The sequence below is a fragment of the Halomonas qinghailakensis genome, assembly GCF_025820815.1.
Lineage (GTDB): Bacteria > Pseudomonadota > Gammaproteobacteria > Pseudomonadales > Halomonadaceae > Vreelandella > Vreelandella qaidamensis.
In genome coordinates, this window is record NZ_CP096973.1 from 817,966 (window position 1) to 834,512 (window position 16,547).

General features: G+C 51.2%; 22 protein-coding genes. 13 read left to right on the forward strand and 9 right to left on the reverse strand.

The window, feature by feature from the left end; genetic code table 11:
• Window positions 1–155 precede the first annotated feature (155 nt).
• From M0220_RS03805 to M0220_RS03825, 5 genes are all read left to right on the forward strand, one after another.
• Window positions 156–857, forward strand: a complete 702-nt coding sequence (locus M0220_RS03805; protein ID WP_264018734.1) for a response regulator transcription factor — start codon at window positions 156–158, stop codon at window positions 855–857.
• Between the two features lie 3 nt (window positions 858–860).
• Window positions 861–2,351 (forward strand): sensor histidine kinase, encoded by a 1,491-nt coding sequence (locus tag M0220_RS03810; RefSeq protein ID WP_264018735.1) that lies wholly within the window; start codon window positions 861–863, stop codon window positions 2,349–2,351.
• A gap of 93 nt (window positions 2,352–2,444) precedes the next feature.
• Window positions 2,445–3,461 (forward strand): protein-methionine-sulfoxide reductase catalytic subunit MsrP, encoded by a 1,017-nt coding sequence (gene msrP, locus M0220_RS03815; protein ID WP_264018736.1) that lies wholly within the window; start codon window positions 2,445–2,447, stop codon window positions 3,459–3,461.
• Window positions 3,461–4,078: a protein-methionine-sulfoxide reductase heme-binding subunit MsrQ gene (gene msrQ / locus M0220_RS03820; protein WP_030069818.1), complete on the forward strand. Its 618-nt coding sequence runs from the start codon at window positions 3,461–3,463 to the stop codon at window positions 4,076–4,078. Before msrP ends, msrQ begins: the two co-directional genes overlap by 1 nt.
• 106 nt (window positions 4,079–4,184) lie before the next feature.
• Window positions 4,185–4,925 (forward strand): hypothetical protein, encoded by a 741-nt coding sequence (locus M0220_RS03825; protein ID WP_030069817.1) that lies wholly within the window; start codon window positions 4,185–4,187, stop codon window positions 4,923–4,925.
• A gap of 82 nt (window positions 4,926–5,007) precedes the next feature.
• Here M0220_RS03825 and M0220_RS03830 read toward each other — a convergent pair whose 3' ends face one another.
• Window positions 5,008–5,697, reverse strand: a complete 690-nt coding sequence (locus tag M0220_RS03830) for a potassium channel family protein (protein WP_264018737.1) — start codon at window positions 5,695–5,697, stop codon at window positions 5,008–5,010.
• 96 nt (window positions 5,698–5,793) lie between these two features.
• On the reverse strand, window positions 5,794–6,822 hold the full coding sequence (locus M0220_RS03835; protein ID WP_264018738.1) for an SO_0444 family Cu/Zn efflux transporter: 1,029 nt from the start codon (window positions 6,820–6,822) through the stop codon (window positions 5,794–5,796).
• Window positions 6,823–6,895: 73 nt separating this feature from the next.
• On the opposite strand from M0220_RS03835, the gene M0220_RS03840 reads away from it, so the two are divergent.
• Window positions 6,896–7,339, forward strand: a complete 444-nt coding sequence (locus M0220_RS03840) for a MerR family transcriptional regulator (RefSeq protein ID WP_030069810.1) — start codon at window positions 6,896–6,898, stop codon at window positions 7,337–7,339.
• A 165-nt stretch (window positions 7,340–7,504) separates the two neighbouring features.
• On the opposite strand, the gene M0220_RS03845 is transcribed toward M0220_RS03840, so the two are convergent.
• A complete protein-coding gene (locus M0220_RS03845) occupies window positions 7,505–8,185 on the reverse strand; it encodes a permease (protein ID WP_264018739.1) in 681 nt (226 codons plus the stop codon).
• 73 nt (window positions 8,186–8,258) lie between these two features.
• On the opposite strand from M0220_RS03845, the gene M0220_RS03850 reads away from it, so the two are divergent.
• On the forward strand, window positions 8,259–8,702 hold the full coding sequence (locus M0220_RS03850; protein ID WP_030069810.1) for a MerR family transcriptional regulator: 444 nt from the start codon (window positions 8,259–8,261) through the stop codon (window positions 8,700–8,702).
• A gap of 88 nt (window positions 8,703–8,790) precedes the next feature.
• Window positions 8,791–9,318, forward strand: coding sequence for a hypothetical protein (locus M0220_RS03855; RefSeq protein WP_030069808.1), 528 nt, complete (start codon window positions 8,791–8,793; stop codon window positions 9,316–9,318).
• Between the two features lie 30 nt (window positions 9,319–9,348).
• Here M0220_RS03855 and M0220_RS03860 read toward each other — a convergent pair whose 3' ends face one another.
• The gene (locus tag M0220_RS03860; protein WP_264018740.1) at window positions 9,349–10,140 is read right to left on the reverse strand and encodes a PhzF family phenazine biosynthesis protein; all 792 of its coding nucleotides are present in this window, start codon (window positions 10,138–10,140) and stop codon (window positions 9,349–9,351) included.
• 78 nt (window positions 10,141–10,218) lie between these two features.
• Entirely contained in the window at window positions 10,219–11,418 is a 1,200-nt protein-coding gene (locus M0220_RS03865) for a multidrug effflux MFS transporter (protein WP_264018741.1), read from the reverse strand.
• Between the two features lie 221 nt (window positions 11,419–11,639).
• Here M0220_RS03865 and M0220_RS03870 point away from each other — a divergent pair, with 221 nt between their 5' ends.
• Complete coding sequence (locus M0220_RS03870; RefSeq protein ID WP_030069802.1) at window positions 11,640–11,936, forward strand: DUF1330 domain-containing protein; 297 nt, start codon at window positions 11,640–11,642, stop codon at window positions 11,934–11,936.
• Window positions 11,937–11,961: 25 nt separating this feature from the next.
• Here M0220_RS03870 and M0220_RS03875 read toward each other — a convergent pair whose 3' ends face one another.
• Together M0220_RS03875 and M0220_RS03880 are read right to left on the reverse strand one after the other, a co-directional pair.
• On the reverse strand, window positions 11,962–12,438 hold the full coding sequence (locus tag M0220_RS03875; protein ID WP_030069799.1) for an NYN domain-containing protein: 477 nt from the start codon (window positions 12,436–12,438) through the stop codon (window positions 11,962–11,964).
• Window positions 12,439–12,504: 66 nt separating this feature from the next.
• Window positions 12,505–12,846 (reverse strand): virulence RhuM family protein, encoded by a 342-nt coding sequence (locus M0220_RS03880; protein WP_264018742.1) that lies wholly within the window; start codon window positions 12,844–12,846, stop codon window positions 12,505–12,507.
• A gap of 267 nt (window positions 12,847–13,113) precedes the next feature.
• Here M0220_RS03880 and M0220_RS03885 point away from each other — a divergent pair, with 267 nt between their 5' ends.
• The 4 genes from M0220_RS03885 (at window position 13,114) to M0220_RS03900 (ending at window position 16,005) form a co-directional block, all read left to right on the forward strand.
• Window positions 13,114–13,362, forward strand: a complete 249-nt coding sequence (locus M0220_RS03885; RefSeq protein ID WP_264018743.1) for a type II toxin-antitoxin system ParD family antitoxin — start codon at window positions 13,114–13,116, stop codon at window positions 13,360–13,362.
• The gene (locus M0220_RS03890) at window positions 13,362–13,661 is read left to right on the forward strand and encodes a type II toxin-antitoxin system RelE/ParE family toxin (RefSeq protein WP_264018744.1); all 300 of its coding nucleotides are present in this window, start codon (window positions 13,362–13,364) and stop codon (window positions 13,659–13,661) included. The genes M0220_RS03885 and M0220_RS03890 overlap by 1 nt, the downstream gene beginning before the upstream one ends.
• 189 nt (window positions 13,662–13,850) lie before the next feature.
• Window positions 13,851–14,015, forward strand: coding sequence for a hypothetical protein (locus M0220_RS03895; protein ID WP_264018745.1), 165 nt, complete (start codon window positions 13,851–13,853; stop codon window positions 14,013–14,015).
• 295 nt (window positions 14,016–14,310) lie between these two features.
• Window positions 14,311–16,005 (forward strand): LA2681 family HEPN domain-containing protein, encoded by a 1,695-nt coding sequence (locus M0220_RS03900; protein WP_264018746.1) that lies wholly within the window; start codon window positions 14,311–14,313, stop codon window positions 16,003–16,005.
• Window positions 16,006–16,060: 55 nt separating this feature from the next.
• Here the strand turns inward: M0220_RS03900 and traJ are convergent, their stop codons facing one another.
• Window positions 16,061–16,384 carry a conjugal transfer transcriptional regulator TraJ gene (traJ, locus tag M0220_RS03905; RefSeq protein WP_449768895.1) on the reverse strand — a complete coding sequence of 108 codons (324 nt, stop codon included), beginning with the start codon at window positions 16,382–16,384 and terminating at the stop codon, window positions 16,061–16,063.
• Window positions 16,385–16,475: 91 nt separating this feature from the next.
• Window positions 16,476–16,529: a hypothetical protein gene (locus M0220_RS17395; RefSeq protein ID WP_404813853.1), complete on the reverse strand. Its 54-nt coding sequence runs from the start codon at window positions 16,527–16,529 to the stop codon at window positions 16,476–16,478.
• Window positions 16,530–16,547: the final 18 nt, after the last annotated feature.

Genomic DNA, 16,547 nt, shown 5'->3' on the forward strand with positions numbered 1-16,547 from the left:
GCGCGATACACTCTATATCACCCCGTGACACCCCCGTAATGGTGTACATCGAAGATAGTCTCGAATCTTCCGAACAATGAGTAGGAAAATATCACGAGTACCCAAGCGCCTAGAGCCATAAGGCGAAAGCACAAAAGAAGATAATGCGACTACCTATGACACGAAACGTATTGATTATTGAAGATAACCCGGGTATTGGTGAGCTCGTCCGCATGCATGTGGCCGAGCTTGGCATGAACCCTATTCTTTGCGAGCGCGGTGATTCCGGGCTTGCGCGTTTTCGTGAAGGGGGAATCGACCTTGTGGTTCTCGACCTGATGCTGCCCGGCCTGGACGGGCTGTCAATTTGCCGCGAAATCCGCGCTGGCCCAGGTTACGTTCCGGTACTGATGCTAACCGCTAAAAGTACGGAGCTGGATCGGGTTCTAGGCCTGGAAATGGGGGCGGATGATTACCTCACCAAGCCCTTCAGTGTGGCTGAACTATCGGCAAGGGTGAAAGCCTTGTTCCGACGCGTAGATGCCATGGCATCTTCCTCAGCCGTGGAACCCAGCCAGCAAGAATTAATCACCGATAGGCTGCGCATTGACCCGCTGCGTCGGCGGGTATTTATAAAAGACCAGCCTGTTGAACTCACTGCCCGAGAATTTGACCTGTTATGGCACTTTGCCACGCATCCCGGGCGGGTATTTAGCCGTGCCCAACTGCTTGATACCGTGTGGGGCTACAGCCACGAAGGTTACGAACATACCGTCAATACCCATATCAATCGCTTACGGGGCAAGATCGAAGCGGACCCCGCTGCCCCGGCGTTTATCCAAACCGTTTGGGGGGTGGGCTATCGCTTCCGCGAATAAGTTATGCTGAAAACACTCTATACTCGGCTAGCCTTAGGCTTATTTCTGTTATTGCTCGCCGTCGGCCTGCTATATACCTTCATCAGCCTCTATTCGCTGCGCGAATACAATGCTTCGGTCAATCAAGCGTTACACCAGAATCTAGCCAAAAATCTAGTATCAGACAGAAATCTGGTCAGCAACGGGCAACTTGATAGTAGCGCTCTAGAAGAACTATTCGCACTGTACATGGCAATTAATCCCAGCATCGAGATCTACCTGCTAGGGCTGGATGGCACCATCCTGTCTTATTCAGCAGACCCAGCGAAGATTAAACGCAAGCAAGTCTCGATGGCTCCCATACGCAGTCTAGTGGATGACATGAGCCTTTATCCGATACTTGGTGATGACCCCCGCAGTCACGATCGGCAGAAAGTCTTTTCCGTTACCCCGGTGCCAACAGCAGACAACCCCGAAGGGTACCTCTATGTCGTTTTACGGGGTGAAGAGTACGACACGGCGGAAACCATGGCCCGTGGTGGCAAACTACTGGAAATGAGCGCCTGGGCGTTGCTAGTCAGCCTAACGGTGACGATGCTCGCAGGGCTGACTATTTTCCGCCTGCTGACTCGCCGCCTGAGATCATTAACACGCCGAGTGGAAGCGTTTGAGAACAGCGACATGAGCCAGCTCCGGCTCAATAGCAGATGGCACGACAAACAGTCCGTGGTGCGCGATGAGATCGATTATTTGGACGCTACCTTCGACGACATGGCCCATCGAATTGCCACCCAGATCGAACAGCTGACAGAAAAGGATACCCAACGCCGTCGCTTGATCGCCCAAGTATCCCACGACCTGCGAACCCCGCTTGCCTCCATGCAAGGCTATATCGAAAGCCTGAAATTAAGGCGTGATCGTCTCAGCCCCCAAGAACAGGATCGCTTTCTCGACATTGCCCTCAAAGAAGGCCGTCGGTTAAGCCGCTTAGTGGATGAGCTCTTCGAGCTTGCCGCCCTTGAGGCAAGAGAGAAACAGCCAGTACCTGAACCCTTCCCGCTAGCAGAACTGGTACATGACGTAGTGCAGAAGCACGATCAAACTGCACGAGACAACCAATTAGCGCTAACGTTGAGCGGTAATCCAGCGTTACCCAGAGCCTACGCCGATCTTGCTATGACCGAACGCGTACTCGACAACTTGATCAGCAACGCCATTGCCTACAGCCCCGCTGGCGGCAACATCGACGTTGTGCTTAGTCAAACGGACGGCAAACCACAGGTTTGCGTACAAGACAGCGGCTCAGGCATCTCGGAACAGGACCTGCCGCATATCTTTGACCCGTTTTATCGTGGTGAGACCTCTGATGGCGCTGGCCATGCAGGATTAGGGCTGGCCATTGCGCGCAGAATCATGACGCTTCAGGGCGGTGATATCAGTGTCGAGAACCTGGACACTGGCGGTGCATCCTTCTGCATACGGTTACCCACCGCCCCTCGCACTCTAACGTTATAAATACGTAATAACCTAGAGAGCTGGTTGTGATAAATCTGGTGCAAACTGGCTAGAGTCATCACACCCCTTCCCCATAGCGAGTGGAGACACCACATGCTTATAAAGATTGCCAAACCGAGTGATTTACACGAATCCGATGTAACACCGGAATCTATTTACCTCTCCCGACGGCGCTTTATGGGCGGCATGGCGGGTCTAGGCGCGGGGCTTGCCCTCTCCGGCCACGTCCGCGCCAACGAAGATTATTCTGATGTGCCGGAAGGCGATGCTCCAGTCTGGCTGAGGGAGAAAATTAGCGACACCCAGTGGCGAGCTATCACCCCAAACGACCCTGATAAAGATAAAATCGCCCCTTTTGACGATGCCAGCGGCTACAACAACTTTTTTGAGTTTGGCACCGATAAACGCGACCCTGCCCGCCATGCAGGCAGCCTGGAAACCCAGCCATGGAGCGTGGTAGTCGACGGTGAAGTGAATAACGGCGGGCGCTTTGCCCTAGAAGACTTCGCTAAGCCTTCGCAGTTTGAAGAGCGTATTTACCGTTTGCGCTGCGTAGAGGCGTGGTCAATGGTGATTCCCTGGCTTGGCATCCCCCTTGCGGAGGTAATTCGACGTGCCGACCCCACCAGCAAAGCCAAGTACGTGCGCTTTGAAACCCTAGTCGACCCAGAGCAAATGCGTGGCCAACGCTCTTCATTCTCGATCATCGATTGGCCTTACGTGGAAGGTTTGCGCTTAGATGAGGCCATGAATCCGCTGACACTGCTCGCCATGGGCATGTATGGCCGTGAATTGCCCAACCAGAACGGCGCGCCCTTGCGGCTGGTAGTGCCTTGGAAATATGGCTTCAAGAGCATTAAATCCATTGTGCGTATCTCACTGGTGGAAGAGCAGCCGGTCAACTCCTGGCAGCAAATCGCCGCTGATGAGTACGGCTTTTATGCCAATGTTAACCCAGAAGTTGACCATCCGCGTTGGAGCCAAGCCACCGAGCGACGTCTACCCAACAGCCTGTTTAATTCTAATACCATTGATACGCAGATGTTTAACGGCTATGCCGACGAGGTCGCCGAGCTCTATGCTGGCATGGATTTAAGGAAGCACTACTAATGGCAGCACCACGGGTATGGTTACTGTGGCGGATAGGCGTTTTCCTGGCGGCGCTCGCGCCGCTGGTGTTCTGGGGCTGGCAGGTAGCCAGTAACGCCGCTGGCCCCGAGCCAGGGAATTACCTGCTGCTGAACATCGGCATTGGCGGGCTATGTATGCTGCTCCTCACGCTGAGTCTTACGCCGCTCACTAAGTTCACCCGCTGGAAAGGCTTTGCATTGATCCGCCGTCAACTTGGTCTGTGGACACTCGCCTATGCCACCCTGCATATGCTCAGCTACGCGCTGTTTATTCTGGGGCTTAACTGGGCACTACTAGGTAGCGAGTTGATCAAACGGCCCTATATCATTGTTGGCATGATCGCACTGATCGGCCTTGCCGTATTAGGTGCTACCTCTAACCGCTGGTCAATTCGCCGCTTAGGCAAACGCTGGAAACCGCTACACAAATTTTCTTATGTCATTTTAGGCTTGGTGTTACTGCACTTTTTCTGGGTAGTACGTGCCGACATGCAAGAGTGGGCCATGTATGCCGCCATTGCCGCATTAGTCATGGCAACCCGCCTGCCGCCCGTCGCTCGCACACTACCAAAACTGCGCTACCGATTGAGTCGGTGAACATATCTCGGTAAAAGTTAAACGGCACGGCTAACATTAAGACACTCTCATTAGGACACTCTCATTAGGACACTCTCATTAGGACACTCTCATTAGGACAATGACGATGCCCAACGCCCGCTTACTTATTGCCTCAGTTGGCTTTATGGCTGCTGGCTTCGCCGCCAACACCCACGCACAAGACGACTCTTGGCGTTTCCAGCTAACCCCCTATGTGTGGATGACAGCGCTGGCTGGCGATGTCCGGCCACTCTCCAACGCCCCAACCATCAGCACCTCACGCTCTTTTAGTGATGTATTGAGTGACCTAGAAGGTGCTTTTTTTATGGCCGGTAGCGCCCGTAAAGACCGCTGGGTTTTGTTTGGAGATATTACCTGGGCATCACTGAGCCATGAGAGCACGTTGCAGCCCGGCGTTGCGATAGAAGGCAACCTACGTCAGCGTTCGATAACCGCAGCAGCAGGCTATCAAGTGCTCAACACCCCGACCCAATACCTAGATCTATTAGCGGGTGCACGGGCTTGGCGAATAGAAGCTGATGTGAGCGTGCCCGCCTTAGGCATTAGCGCCAGTCACACGGAACGCTGGGTCGATCCACTTTTAGCCGCCCGGCTGCGCTCAACGTGGACACCTAAGTGGTCAACGTTAGTGCATGTTGATGGGGGCGGCTTCGGCATAGATGCCAGTAGCACATGGCAAGCGGTCGCCACGGCGAACTACCAGGTAAATGATGCTTTTCACCTTTCAGCAGGCTTTCGGCACTTAGCAGTAGACCGCGATGAAAACGGCACCCGCGTTGATGTGTCGATGAGTGGCCCACTACTAGGCGCAACCTGGATGTTTTAGTAACACGTTTTCCACGACATGACGCCCCGCTCGTCGTGGGAATAGCACCTAAAAGCCTCAGCGGATGACTTCCCACCGGAGACTAGCGATTTTTCTGAAACGCATCACTTAATACCGCCGCCAAAATCCCCGTGGGCATCGCGATAATCCCGATGCCCGCCACCGCCGTTAATCCCGCAAAAAACTTACCTAACCCAGTGATAGGAACCATATCGCCATACCCCACCGTCGTCAGCGTAGTAACACTCCACCACAGCACACGGGGCAAGCTGCCAAACACTTCCGGTTGGGCAGGGGCTTCTGCTAAATACAGGCAGAAAGAGGAAAGTAACAGCAATAGCATCGCTAGACCCGCACTCAACCACAGCTCATGAGAACGAGATTTCAGCGCCTCTGCCAGCGCTACCCAAGCCTGGCTGAATCGGCCTAAACGGGTTAGTCGCAACATTAGCGCCAAACGCAACATACGTAGTAAGAAGCCGTTGTTTTGAACCATAAACCCCAGGAAATACGGCAAAATCGCCAGTAAATCCACCATGGCCCAAAACGAAAATACATAGCGCAACCGGCCTTTTATCCCGCGGTAACGAGGATCTTCACCGACAACATACAGACGCAGTAAATACTCGCCGATAAAGATCACCACAAACACGGTTTCTAGGGTAGGAAAAAGGCGAGGTGAAAGCGCCCGCAGCATTGGCTCCGTTTCCAAAATAGCCACCAGCGATGCCAGCAAAATCAGTACGCAGACGACTCTATTAATGGTCGACAACCCCTGCCGCAGGTGCGTTTCTAAGGCTAACTACCGGTAAAGCTCAGCTCTATTTATGATCATTTCTTCAAAAAACTTATTAGTGAATGCAGCGATCTAAAACCCGAACAACCGCTTACGAACAGGGCGAATAGCAAATACTACCAGTGCTGCTAAAGCCAGCCATTCTAGCCACACCGGCAGCAGCTCCTGAACTTGGCTCGCCTGTTGAACGGGGTCCCACCCTGTCATCGCCAGTCCTTGATCAAACACCCAACCGATCAACACCGTCACCAGCAGAATGCTAACGAGATAAACCGCTAACGCTTGGCTGCCAAACTCACGCCGCAGAATAGCCAGGGTGGCTAGGCTCGTTACAGGGCCAGCAAGCAGAAAGACTAACGCCATTCCTGGTGAAATGCCCGCCAATAGTAAACCTGCAGCAACGGGGGTGGCTGCGGTAGCACAGATATACAAAGGAATGCCGATGACCGCCATAAGGAGTAGCGCCCACAAACCACCTGAAAATCCCACCAGGGTTTCTGGCGGCACAAAGGTCACCAGCACCCCTGCTAGCAATAAACCGGCAAACATCCAGCGACTGATATCATCCAATAAATCACTGAAGGCATACTTCAACCCTGCGATCACCCCCGTCGAATCAGAGGCATGTGCGTTGGCGCTGTCAGCGTCACAGCCTTTTGATGCACAGCAGCTGCTAACAGGGGTGTTTTTCGGCAGCGCTGTTTGGCCGGTAAAGCCCACTAAAATACCCGTCACTATCGCGGTTACCAACGCTCCCAGCACCCGAGCAAGCGCCATTAGGGGGCCTAACAGCACACTGGTGATGAGCATTGAATCTACCCCCACGCCTGGGGTGCTGATCAAAAAAGACGTGGTTGGCCCACGGCCCGCCCCGCCCCGATGCAGCGCCAGCGCGGTAGGAATCGCCCCACACGAACACAGCGGCAACGGCATCCCAATCACCGCCGCTCGGGTAATACTTCCCAGCCCACGCCCACCCATCCAACGCTGTAGCAAATGCTCTGGCATCAACGCCTTAATCAGCCCCGCAATCACCAACCCCAGTAACAGCCAAGGGGCAGCGGTTAAGGCAATACTCAACAGCTCGTTGATCAGCTTCATCGTCAGTTACCTGCTTGTTAACTATCAAAGTAACGACTAGCCTAAACCCTGTCATCGTTACAGGGTCAAGCCGATGAAACGCCACTATCGTATTGGGGAAGTTGCCAGCCGAACCGGATGCTCGCCGGAAAGCATTCGCCATTATGAAAAGTTGGGATTACTGGCACCGCCACAGCGGGGAGAACAAGGCTATCGATTGTATGATCAGGCCGCGCTAGAACGCATTGGCTTCATTCGCCATGGTCGTAGCCTAGGGTTAGACCTGCACAGCATTCAGGAACTGCTGGCGCTTTCCGACAACCCTGATACCGACTGCACCGCCGCCGATGATATCGCCAGCCGCCACCTAGAACACTTAGAAGAGCGTATCGCCGCTTTACAAGCCCTGGCAGGCGAACTGCGCCAAGTGGTTCACCAATGCCGAGGCGGAAAAACTGCCAACTGCCAGATCATTCAAACGCTATATGACCACCAACCCGCCTGCACTGAACGGGGATGTGGGGCAGTGAAAGCATAAGGGCTCACCTGGCAGCATCCCCCACAACATCGAATTTCGCGCAGCCGTCGGCTACGGTTATATCAGCACGCTATTAAAAAGTCATGCTATTCGATGGTGACCAAAAGCGCAGAAACCGCTGTCATTCCTATACCTGGGCTAGATATACGCTCGATGGGTTGTCGCCTACAAAGGAATGCCGATGACCGCCATAAGGAGTAGCGCCCACAAACCACCTGAAAATCCCACCAGGGTTTCTGGCGGCACAAAGGTCACCAGCACCCCTGCTAGCAATAAACCGGCAAACATCCAGCGACTGATATCATCCAATAAATCACTGAAGGCATACTTCAACCCTGCGATCACCCCCGTCGAATCAGAGGCATGTGCGTTGGCGCTGTCAGCGTCACAGCCTTTTGATGCACAGCAGCTGCTAACAGGGGTGTTTTTCGGCAGCGCTGTTTGGCCGGTAAAGCCCACTAAAATACCCGTCACTATCGCGGTTACCAACGCTCCCAGCACCCGAGCAAGCGCCATTAGGGGGCCTAACAGCACACTGGTGATGAGCATTGAATCTACCCCCACGCCTGGGGTGCTGATCAAAAAAGACGTGGTTGGCCCACGGCCCGCCCCGCCCCGATGCAGCGCCAGCGCGGTAGGAATCGCCCCACACGAACACAGCGGCAACGGCATCCCAATCCCAATCACCGCCGCTCGGGTAATACTTCCCAGCCCACGCCCACCCATCCAACGCTGTAGCAAATGCTCTGGCATCAACGCCTTAATCAGCCCCGCAATCACCAACCCCAGTAACAGCCAAGGGGCAGCGGTTAAGGCAATACTCAACAGCTCGTTGATCAGCTTCATCGTCAGTTACCTGCTTGTTAACTATCAAAGTAACGACTAGCCTAAACCCTGTCATCGTTACAGGGTCAAGCCGATGAAACGCCACTATCGTATTGGGGAAGTTGCCAGCCGAACCGGATGCTCGCCGGAAAGCATTCGCCATTATGAAAAGTTGGGATTACTGGCACCGCCACAGCGGGGAGAACAAGGCTATCGATTGTATGATCAGGCCGCGCTAGAACGCATTGGCTTCATTCGCCATGGTCGTAGCCTAGGGTTAGACCTGCACAGCATTCAGGAACTGCTGGCGCTTTCCGACAACCCTGATACCGACTGCACCGCCGCCGATGATATCGCCAGCCGCCACCTAGAACACTTAGAAGAGCGTATCGCCGCTTTACAAGCCCTGGCAGGCGAACTGCGCCAAGTGGTTCACCAATGCCGAGGCGGAAAAACTGCCAACTGCCAGATCATTCAAACGCTATATGACCACCAACCCGCCTGCACTGAACGGGGATGTGGGGCAGTGAAAGCATAAGGGCTCACCTGGCAGCATCCCCCACAACATCGAATTTCGCGCAGCCGTCGGCTACGGTTATATCAGCATCGTAAAAAAGGAATGCCGCATGATTGAGACAAGGGAAGAACTCGACGCTATTAAAAAGTCATGCTATTCGATGGTGACCAAAAGCGCAGGAATCTCGGCGGGCACCGCTGTCATTCCTATACCTGGGCTAGATATCGGTTCAGACGTAGCTATCTTAATGCGCATAATTCCCAAAATTAACGCTCAGTTTGGGTTGTCGCCTGAACAAATCGAAAGCCTGGATACCGAAACCAAACTCTTTGTGATGACCGCCATTTCCAATACGGGAAGCAAGTTAGCCGGAAAATACATCACCAAGAAACTAATTATAACGCTGCTGAACAAGATGGGCGTTAAGGTCGCCGCCAAAGGGGTTACTAAGTTTGTTCCCTTCATTGGCAGCGCTGTGGCTGGCACTATTAGCTTTACTGCCATGAAGTACATGGGCAACAGCCATATTGAGGATTGTTACAAGATTGCCTTGGCTACCCTGGAAAACAAGCAGCTACCTCCCGTGGCTGAGCCTGCGACCTTTATACCAGCCGACGACCCCGCTAATCCCCATTAGCAAATGACCGACGACGCCTACCCTGCCACGTCACTGTGGTGGCAGCGTAATCACCCCTTTCAAGTAAGGCGCAACGCGGCCTTTGATAATGACGCGGTCGCCTTCTATCTCGCAGCTCAGCGCACCTTTGCGGGCACCACCCTGGCGTGCGGTAAGCTGCTGCTTACCCAGCCGTTTCGCCCAATAAGGCGCAAGCGAGGTATGCGCCGAGCCAGTAACAGGATCTTCTTCCACACCTACGTTGGGGCCGAACCAGCGGGAGACAACGTCTACATCGCTGCCTTTCGCAGTAACGACAATGCCGCGGCCTGGAAGGCGCTTCAATTGCTGCATATCCGGCGTTAGCGATTCAATCAACTGCGCATCGTTAACCACCACCACGATATCGTCAGATATCAGCAGTTCTTCGATCTCGTTAATCCCTAGCGCTGCCTTTACCTCAGCTTCCATCGTGAAGGGTTCGACGACCTTTGCGGGAAAATTCATTGCCAGTTCATCGCCGTCACGCTGCACTAAAAGCTGGCCGCTGCGGGTCTCGAACTGCAGCAGTTCAGCACTATCGCCCAGCATATTAAAAATCACCCACGCCGCCGCCAGCGTGGCATGACCACACAAATCCACTTCTACCGCAGGGGTAAACCAGCGCAGCTGATAGCCAGATTCAGTCGGCACAAAAAAGGCGGTTTCAGAGAGATTGTTTTCTGTGGCTATCGCCTGCAATAACCCATCATCTAGCCACGTTTCCAACGGACAAACCGCCGCAGGGTTACCTTCAAACGGTTTAGAGGCAAACGCATCGACTTGGTAAAGATCTATATTCATTACAGCCAGCCTTTTCTAACGTCATGGTCATTATGTTTTGGATAACACGAGGCGTTTGCCAAGGGCGCGCCGCCTGACCTAGGGCGCCTCAGCAGTGGCACGCCCTTTAATAATAGAACGGGCAAGCATCACATACGCCACCAGCCCACAGGCGGCCATGGCTAGAATGACCGCTTCAAGCGTATGCGGCAACATAGCGGACAGTGCGCTGAGCAGCCCGGCGACCCCGAACTGGGCAGCACCCAAAAGTGCTGCGGCCGTCCCGCCACTGGTGGGAAAGAACTCCAAAAAGCAGGCCTGGATATTCGGCGAGATCGCCCCTATCGAGCCGATGGTCAACATCATGGCGGGTAGGAAAGCGTACAGCGGCCACTCCATAAAGGCAGCCATCACCAGCAGCAGTATGCCGATACCCTGACAGCCCGTTGCCAACTGCAAAATACGCAGCGACGTCAACCTGGAAAGCAGGATTCGATTGAGAATATTGAAGATAAGCATCGCGACGATATTCGCTGCAAACAGCATCGAAAACGCCGAAGGCGACTGGCCGAAATGCCCCTGATAAATAAATGAGGCATAGGTGATAAACATCATCAGAGTAGAAAATGAGGCAGCCTGCCAAACGATGAACGGCAGAGCCGGCTTTGTCGACAGAACCAATTTATAACGCGCCAGCAAGCTCATCTTAGGGCTTTTCATGCGAGACACCTTGCCCGTACCGGTAAAGAGTACCCGTACCAGCAATGGCACCAGCAGCAACGCGTAGACCGCCAAGGCGAAAAAGATAGTGTGCCAGGAGCCTAGCGTCAGAATCACGCTGCCTACGCTTGGCGCAATACCTGGCGCCAGTACCATGATAAAGCCCATCATCGAAAACAGTTTCGCGGCATCACGGCCCGCTACCCGGTCACGCACCAGCGCCGGTACAGATACAAGGGTAAAACCAGCACCAAGGGCCTGCACTGCACGCCCCCAGAGCAGCGTATTTAAGGAATCCGCCATACCAATCACAATGCTTGAGAGCGCAAAAATCGCCAGCCCACTCATCAGCACCCGCTGGCGCCCGAAACGGTCTGAAAGCGCACCGCCGATTAACTGACCAAACGCCATCGCGAAGACATACACCGAAACACTCAGTGACACCGCCTGCTGAGAAACCTCCAGTGATTCACCGATAATCGGAAAGGCTGGCAGGTACGTATCCATGGAAAACGGGCCCAGCATCATGGTCATTGCCAAGCTCAGCACCACAATGAAAGGTGTTTTAGATTGAGTCATAGAAGCTCATGGTAAAGGGGCATAATGATGGACAACATCCAAAGCATCATACCGACAGATGCTATCAAGGCAATCGAATAGGTAGGTGGCTTGCTAATGGGGCTTTGGGAGTAAGAGCGGGAGTAAGGCTTTGAGAGCAAGGTTTTGAGAGCAAGTGGACAGCCCCTGACCAATAAAAGGTATGATTGCATAGCGCATTTTATACCAACGAGGAGAACCGCATGCCCGCCTACATCGTACTGACCCGTGAGCACACCCACGATAACGAAGAAATGAAACGCTACAGCGAAAAGGCCAAAGCCGCCCGTGAAGGCCACGACCCACAGCCGCTCGCCTTCTATGGTGAGTTTGAGGTGCTCGAAGGTAGCGCCATGGAAGGTGCGGTGATTCTACGCTTCCCCGATATGGCCGCCGCCCGCGCCTGGTACGAAAGCCCCGCCTATCAGGAAGCCCGTAAGCACCGTTTCCAGGGTGCCGATTACCGCGTCTTTTTGGTAGATGGTATCGAAAAGGCGTGAAGTTTATTCGGCTCAGCCCTCTCATTCACCCCAACAGCAATCCCCGCTCGATGGGAATAAACTCGCTCGCGGCATTGATGAGAGAGGCTGCGCTGAGCTGGGGCACGCCATAGACCTCGACACGCTTGCCATGTACTTCACGGATTTTCTGGGCCAGAAGATCGAAATCGCCATCGCCGGAGACCAGCACCACCACATCCGCTTTCGCCGCGTACTCGATAGCATCCAGCGTGATCCCCACGTCCCAGTCGCCCTTGGCAGAACCATCCGAGCGCTGGATGAACGGCTTGAGCCTGACCTCAAACCCAATCGAGCGGAGGATATTCTGGAACTCACGCTGCTTGGCATCGCCCTTATCAATGGCATAGCAGCGAGCGGTGAGTACTTCACGGTCCGCCGTCACCTTCGCCCAAAACCGGCGATAATCAAAGTGCTTGCCGTAGGCTTCGCGCACGGTGTAGTAGACGTTCTGGGTATCCACAAAAATAGCAACACGTGTCATGACAAATAGGCCTAAGCAGGGTGTGAAACGCCAGCCTCGCAAGACGGGCGTGGAAGTGTCTACATGTTACCGCGCAGCGATTGGGAATACGCCTTCTAGAAGTAAATGAGCTACCGCGCATCTACCACATTCGGTTAGACGGCGTTGATTGAGGGGATAGCCCTGCACCAGATGGTCTTTGAGAGCCCAGGTGGCCCATTTGCGAAATTGGACGCCACGCTGAGGTTTCACCCGATAACCAACCGAGATAATCATGTCCAGATTGTAGTGATCAATCTCCCGCTGAGCCTGCCACTTCCCCTCTTGGCGAACTATCCGGAATTTCCGGATAGTTAAAGCTTTGTCGCTATAGGCTGGCACCCTAAAAGCCATCAACCAACCATATTCCATGGCGATAACCTCGGGCATCAGTCATCGCATAGCGGCTTGTGTACTCCCTACGCCAAAAGCGGTCAATATTGCTGCTCCCATAGGTACATGAGCCGATTGTCCTGCCTATTCAGATCATATTATGAGCCGATTACGGTTTATATTCGGCTCATGGGCTAACAATGCAAAGCAAGCCACAGTGTAAAAATGAACAGCAAGCCTGCCAGACAGAGATTACCTCTCTTGCTAACCTTGTCAACCGTACCTATATTCATATTTGTTACTTTTGAATATAGGAAGCAAATCATGGCGACAACCAGTCTTAGCTTAGGGGAACACTGGGAAGTCTTTATCAGAAACGAAGTCTCTAGCGGGCGCTACGGCTCGGCAAGTGAGGTTGTGCGTGATGCGTTACGTGCAATGGAAGAGCGCAAAAGCAAACTAGAAGCGCTTCGCACTCACTTAGCCCAAGGTGCAGAGCAAGCGAGAGCAGGTGAATTCGTGGATGATTTTTCGATGGATGCCCTAATCAACGACTTGGATAGCGAGGCTTGATGCCCACTTTCCATATCACGCTGAGAGCAAGAGACGATTTAAAAAATATCGGCCGCTATACAGAGTGGCAATGGGGCAAGAACCAACGAAATACCTATTTGAAGAATTTTGAAAAACGGTTTCACTGGCTCGCAGAAAATCCCCAGTTGGGAAAGCACCGCTCGGATGTTAGCGAGGGTTATTACAGCTACCCTCAGGGCCAGCACGTTATCTTTTATCTAATCGGCCAGGAATGTATTGAAATCATTGGCATTCCTCACAAAGAGATGGATACCGTTTCTTATTTTCTGCCTGAATGAGCCAAATTAGTTTAACGACTGCCTGCTTAAATGTTTGCCAAACGTACGTCCTGAATAGCCTTGAGTGTTTTGCTGCAAATCCCACTAACGAGTAGGCTTTTCAGCAAACACAGACGAGGCAACAAGCACGCTAGCCCTGCGGGGTTACTGCTATAATGACACCTAACGATCTGCTCTAGGAGTATTGTGATGGTTCGTAAAACTCCAACTGATAAAGTCACTGTTTCCCGCGAGCGTATTTTGCGCGCAGTGGCCAGCTCAAGCGCAATTGAAACAGGCGAGCGCACGGCAGTGATTGAGAAGCGTCTGAAATCTCATACGCGTCGTTTTACTCAGTTAACCCTAGCTCTCTGAGACTATCCGTTCGTTCTCACTGTATTTCCAAAAAGTCTCAAATTAAATCGAGTGGCTAAGCACCCGCTTTGATAGTTATTACATCCAGTAACAAGCTTCCACGCCTCATAAGCTCCGGTTTGAGCTTTTTGCGCACCATGCCTGTGACGCTCGGCACTCTTGTTCGCTCATACCGCCTCTCAAACTTATACTAAGAATAAATTGCTCAGTGTATATTTTTTAGCAAAAGAAAAAATTTCTGTCGATTTATGATAACTAGTAAATTTTCGATATTAAATGAAAAAAGGAGTTCTTCATGGTCATGACAATAGATGAGATTAACGATTTAAGTGAAGAGGCTGATTTACATATACTAAACAGAGACTATGAAGCTCTGGAAAGTCTTATTGAGAGATTGACATCAAAAGACTTTGATTTTGAACACTCTCTTTATGAGGCTCATTACCTTTACACAATAGCAAACTGCTATTCCGTACTTTACGAGACTCGGAGGGTTGAATGGTACTCAGACGACCTAATGAAAGCCATAATCTATTACAGAAAATCTCTTCACAGAATACCAAAACCTGATTGGAATAACATGTCTGAAAATATTCAGGCATTTAATAACCTTAAGTCGATGGTTCTAACTAACTTGGCTAACCACCTTTCTTCTCAAGGAAGGGTTTTATGTTGCATACCTTTTTATGATGAAGCCATAGCTATAAATAGAAAAATAGAAGCGATTGCATCAAAGGCTAGAAACCAGCTATTTCTTGGCGAATCTCTTTATGACAACGGGCACAAAGAGTATCACTATTTTATAGCCTACAGGCTTACCAAAGAGGCCGCAGATAATATCGAAGAACTATATCCTGAACACAGAGTCGATTTAGAGGGGAATGGGTACTTAATTAAATTCAAGGAATGGTTCGAGAAGAACTTTGAGGAATCTTCCTTCGATTACTTTTCAGAAGAATATAACAGCTCAAAAACGAGAAAGGAAAAACAATACCTGCAATGGTGTGCAAAGAATAAGCTATTTATTAACGACCTAAATGATGTCTGCGATTTTGAAATATCCCATCAGGATGTTCTTGCTCTTCCTTCTTTCTCTCAATCCATAAACTCAACACTCACTATGCATGAAGAGCTAGCGTATCATGGCAACTTTGATGAAATAAAAAATGACTACTGCTACGCACGCTACTTGTTTTTTACTGCCCACAGCATACCTGATGAAGAACATCACTTCTATAACTCAACATATCGACATGTTGACGACATGTCTCACTCGATAAACAACCTAAAAATCAGTCATTATAAAACGTCATTCCGGATACTTTATTCATTATTCGACAAAATCGCTTATTTATTAAGTCGATTTTTTGATCTCAACGATATAAAAGATGACAACATGATAAGTATTGACAACCTATTTAGAGACTTCAAGTCAAGTAACTGGAGAAAAAATTGGAAGCCAAATAAAAAGCTAGGGACTAGCGACAATCATTTCATTCATGCTTTATTTTATATATTAAAAGATATTCGCGACGTTAAAGACACTTCATCTGTTTCAAAGTGGATAGACCCAGACGCTAAGGCATTTTCTGAAATTAGGAATGCCATGGAGCATAGGTCACTTAAAATAGTAGATGATTTCGGCTATGAGCTAACGACCCCACATAACAGTTATCATGATAGTGAATTAGAAAAGCTTAATCTAGAAATTAAAAAAACAAGAGAGCAGTTACACCCCCCCTTGCCCCCTGAAGAATCCAAAACACTAGAATCCGACCTGAAAAAGCTCGAATCGGATCTTTATGAAAAGAAAAAATTAAGCTCACATTCTCTATTAATACCTATGAGTCAATTTGAGTCCCGGCTAATGACGCTAATAAAACTGGCAAGAAACTCAATCATTTATCTATCGCTATCCATCCACTTCGAAGAAAAAAAGCGCCCTAATAATAAGATATACTTGCCAATGGGCGTCCCATTAAAAGATTAATCAAAGATAAGGCGGGCTGCACCGCCTTATCTTAGTATTGAGTCCGTTCTCAGCTTCATAATTCAGACCTCGGCATAACGACCCTGGTCATGATCTTGCCCATTTCCTCCTGCGTCGTTTCAATCTTGCTGAGAACAGCAAGGACTGTTGACTGGCCGAACTGAGCCGTGCGCACGTCATCGGTAAGCCATAGCTTCAATAGGCCACCCAAGCGGCCAAGGTCGCCGTTGATCCGGGCCAGTTCTCGTACCTGCTGATAATCCACCACACCAGAGATGTGATAACCCTGACCGACTTCGCGTAAGTACCGTGCAGCACTCATACCTGCTCTATTTGCTTGCGCTTCAATCAGCTCCTTCTCATCAGGCAGGCAGTACACTTTGATAGGTGTACTGCTCTTCCTCGTTATTCGTTCTGTCTTATCTTTTGCCTTAGTTCCTTGTCACCTGGCGGATAGTGGTGAACGCCTTCTAAAAGTCCTCCGGTGTCGCTCGGCCAGTCTCGGCTTGGTAGTACAGGATCATAAAAATAGCGAAAAACCC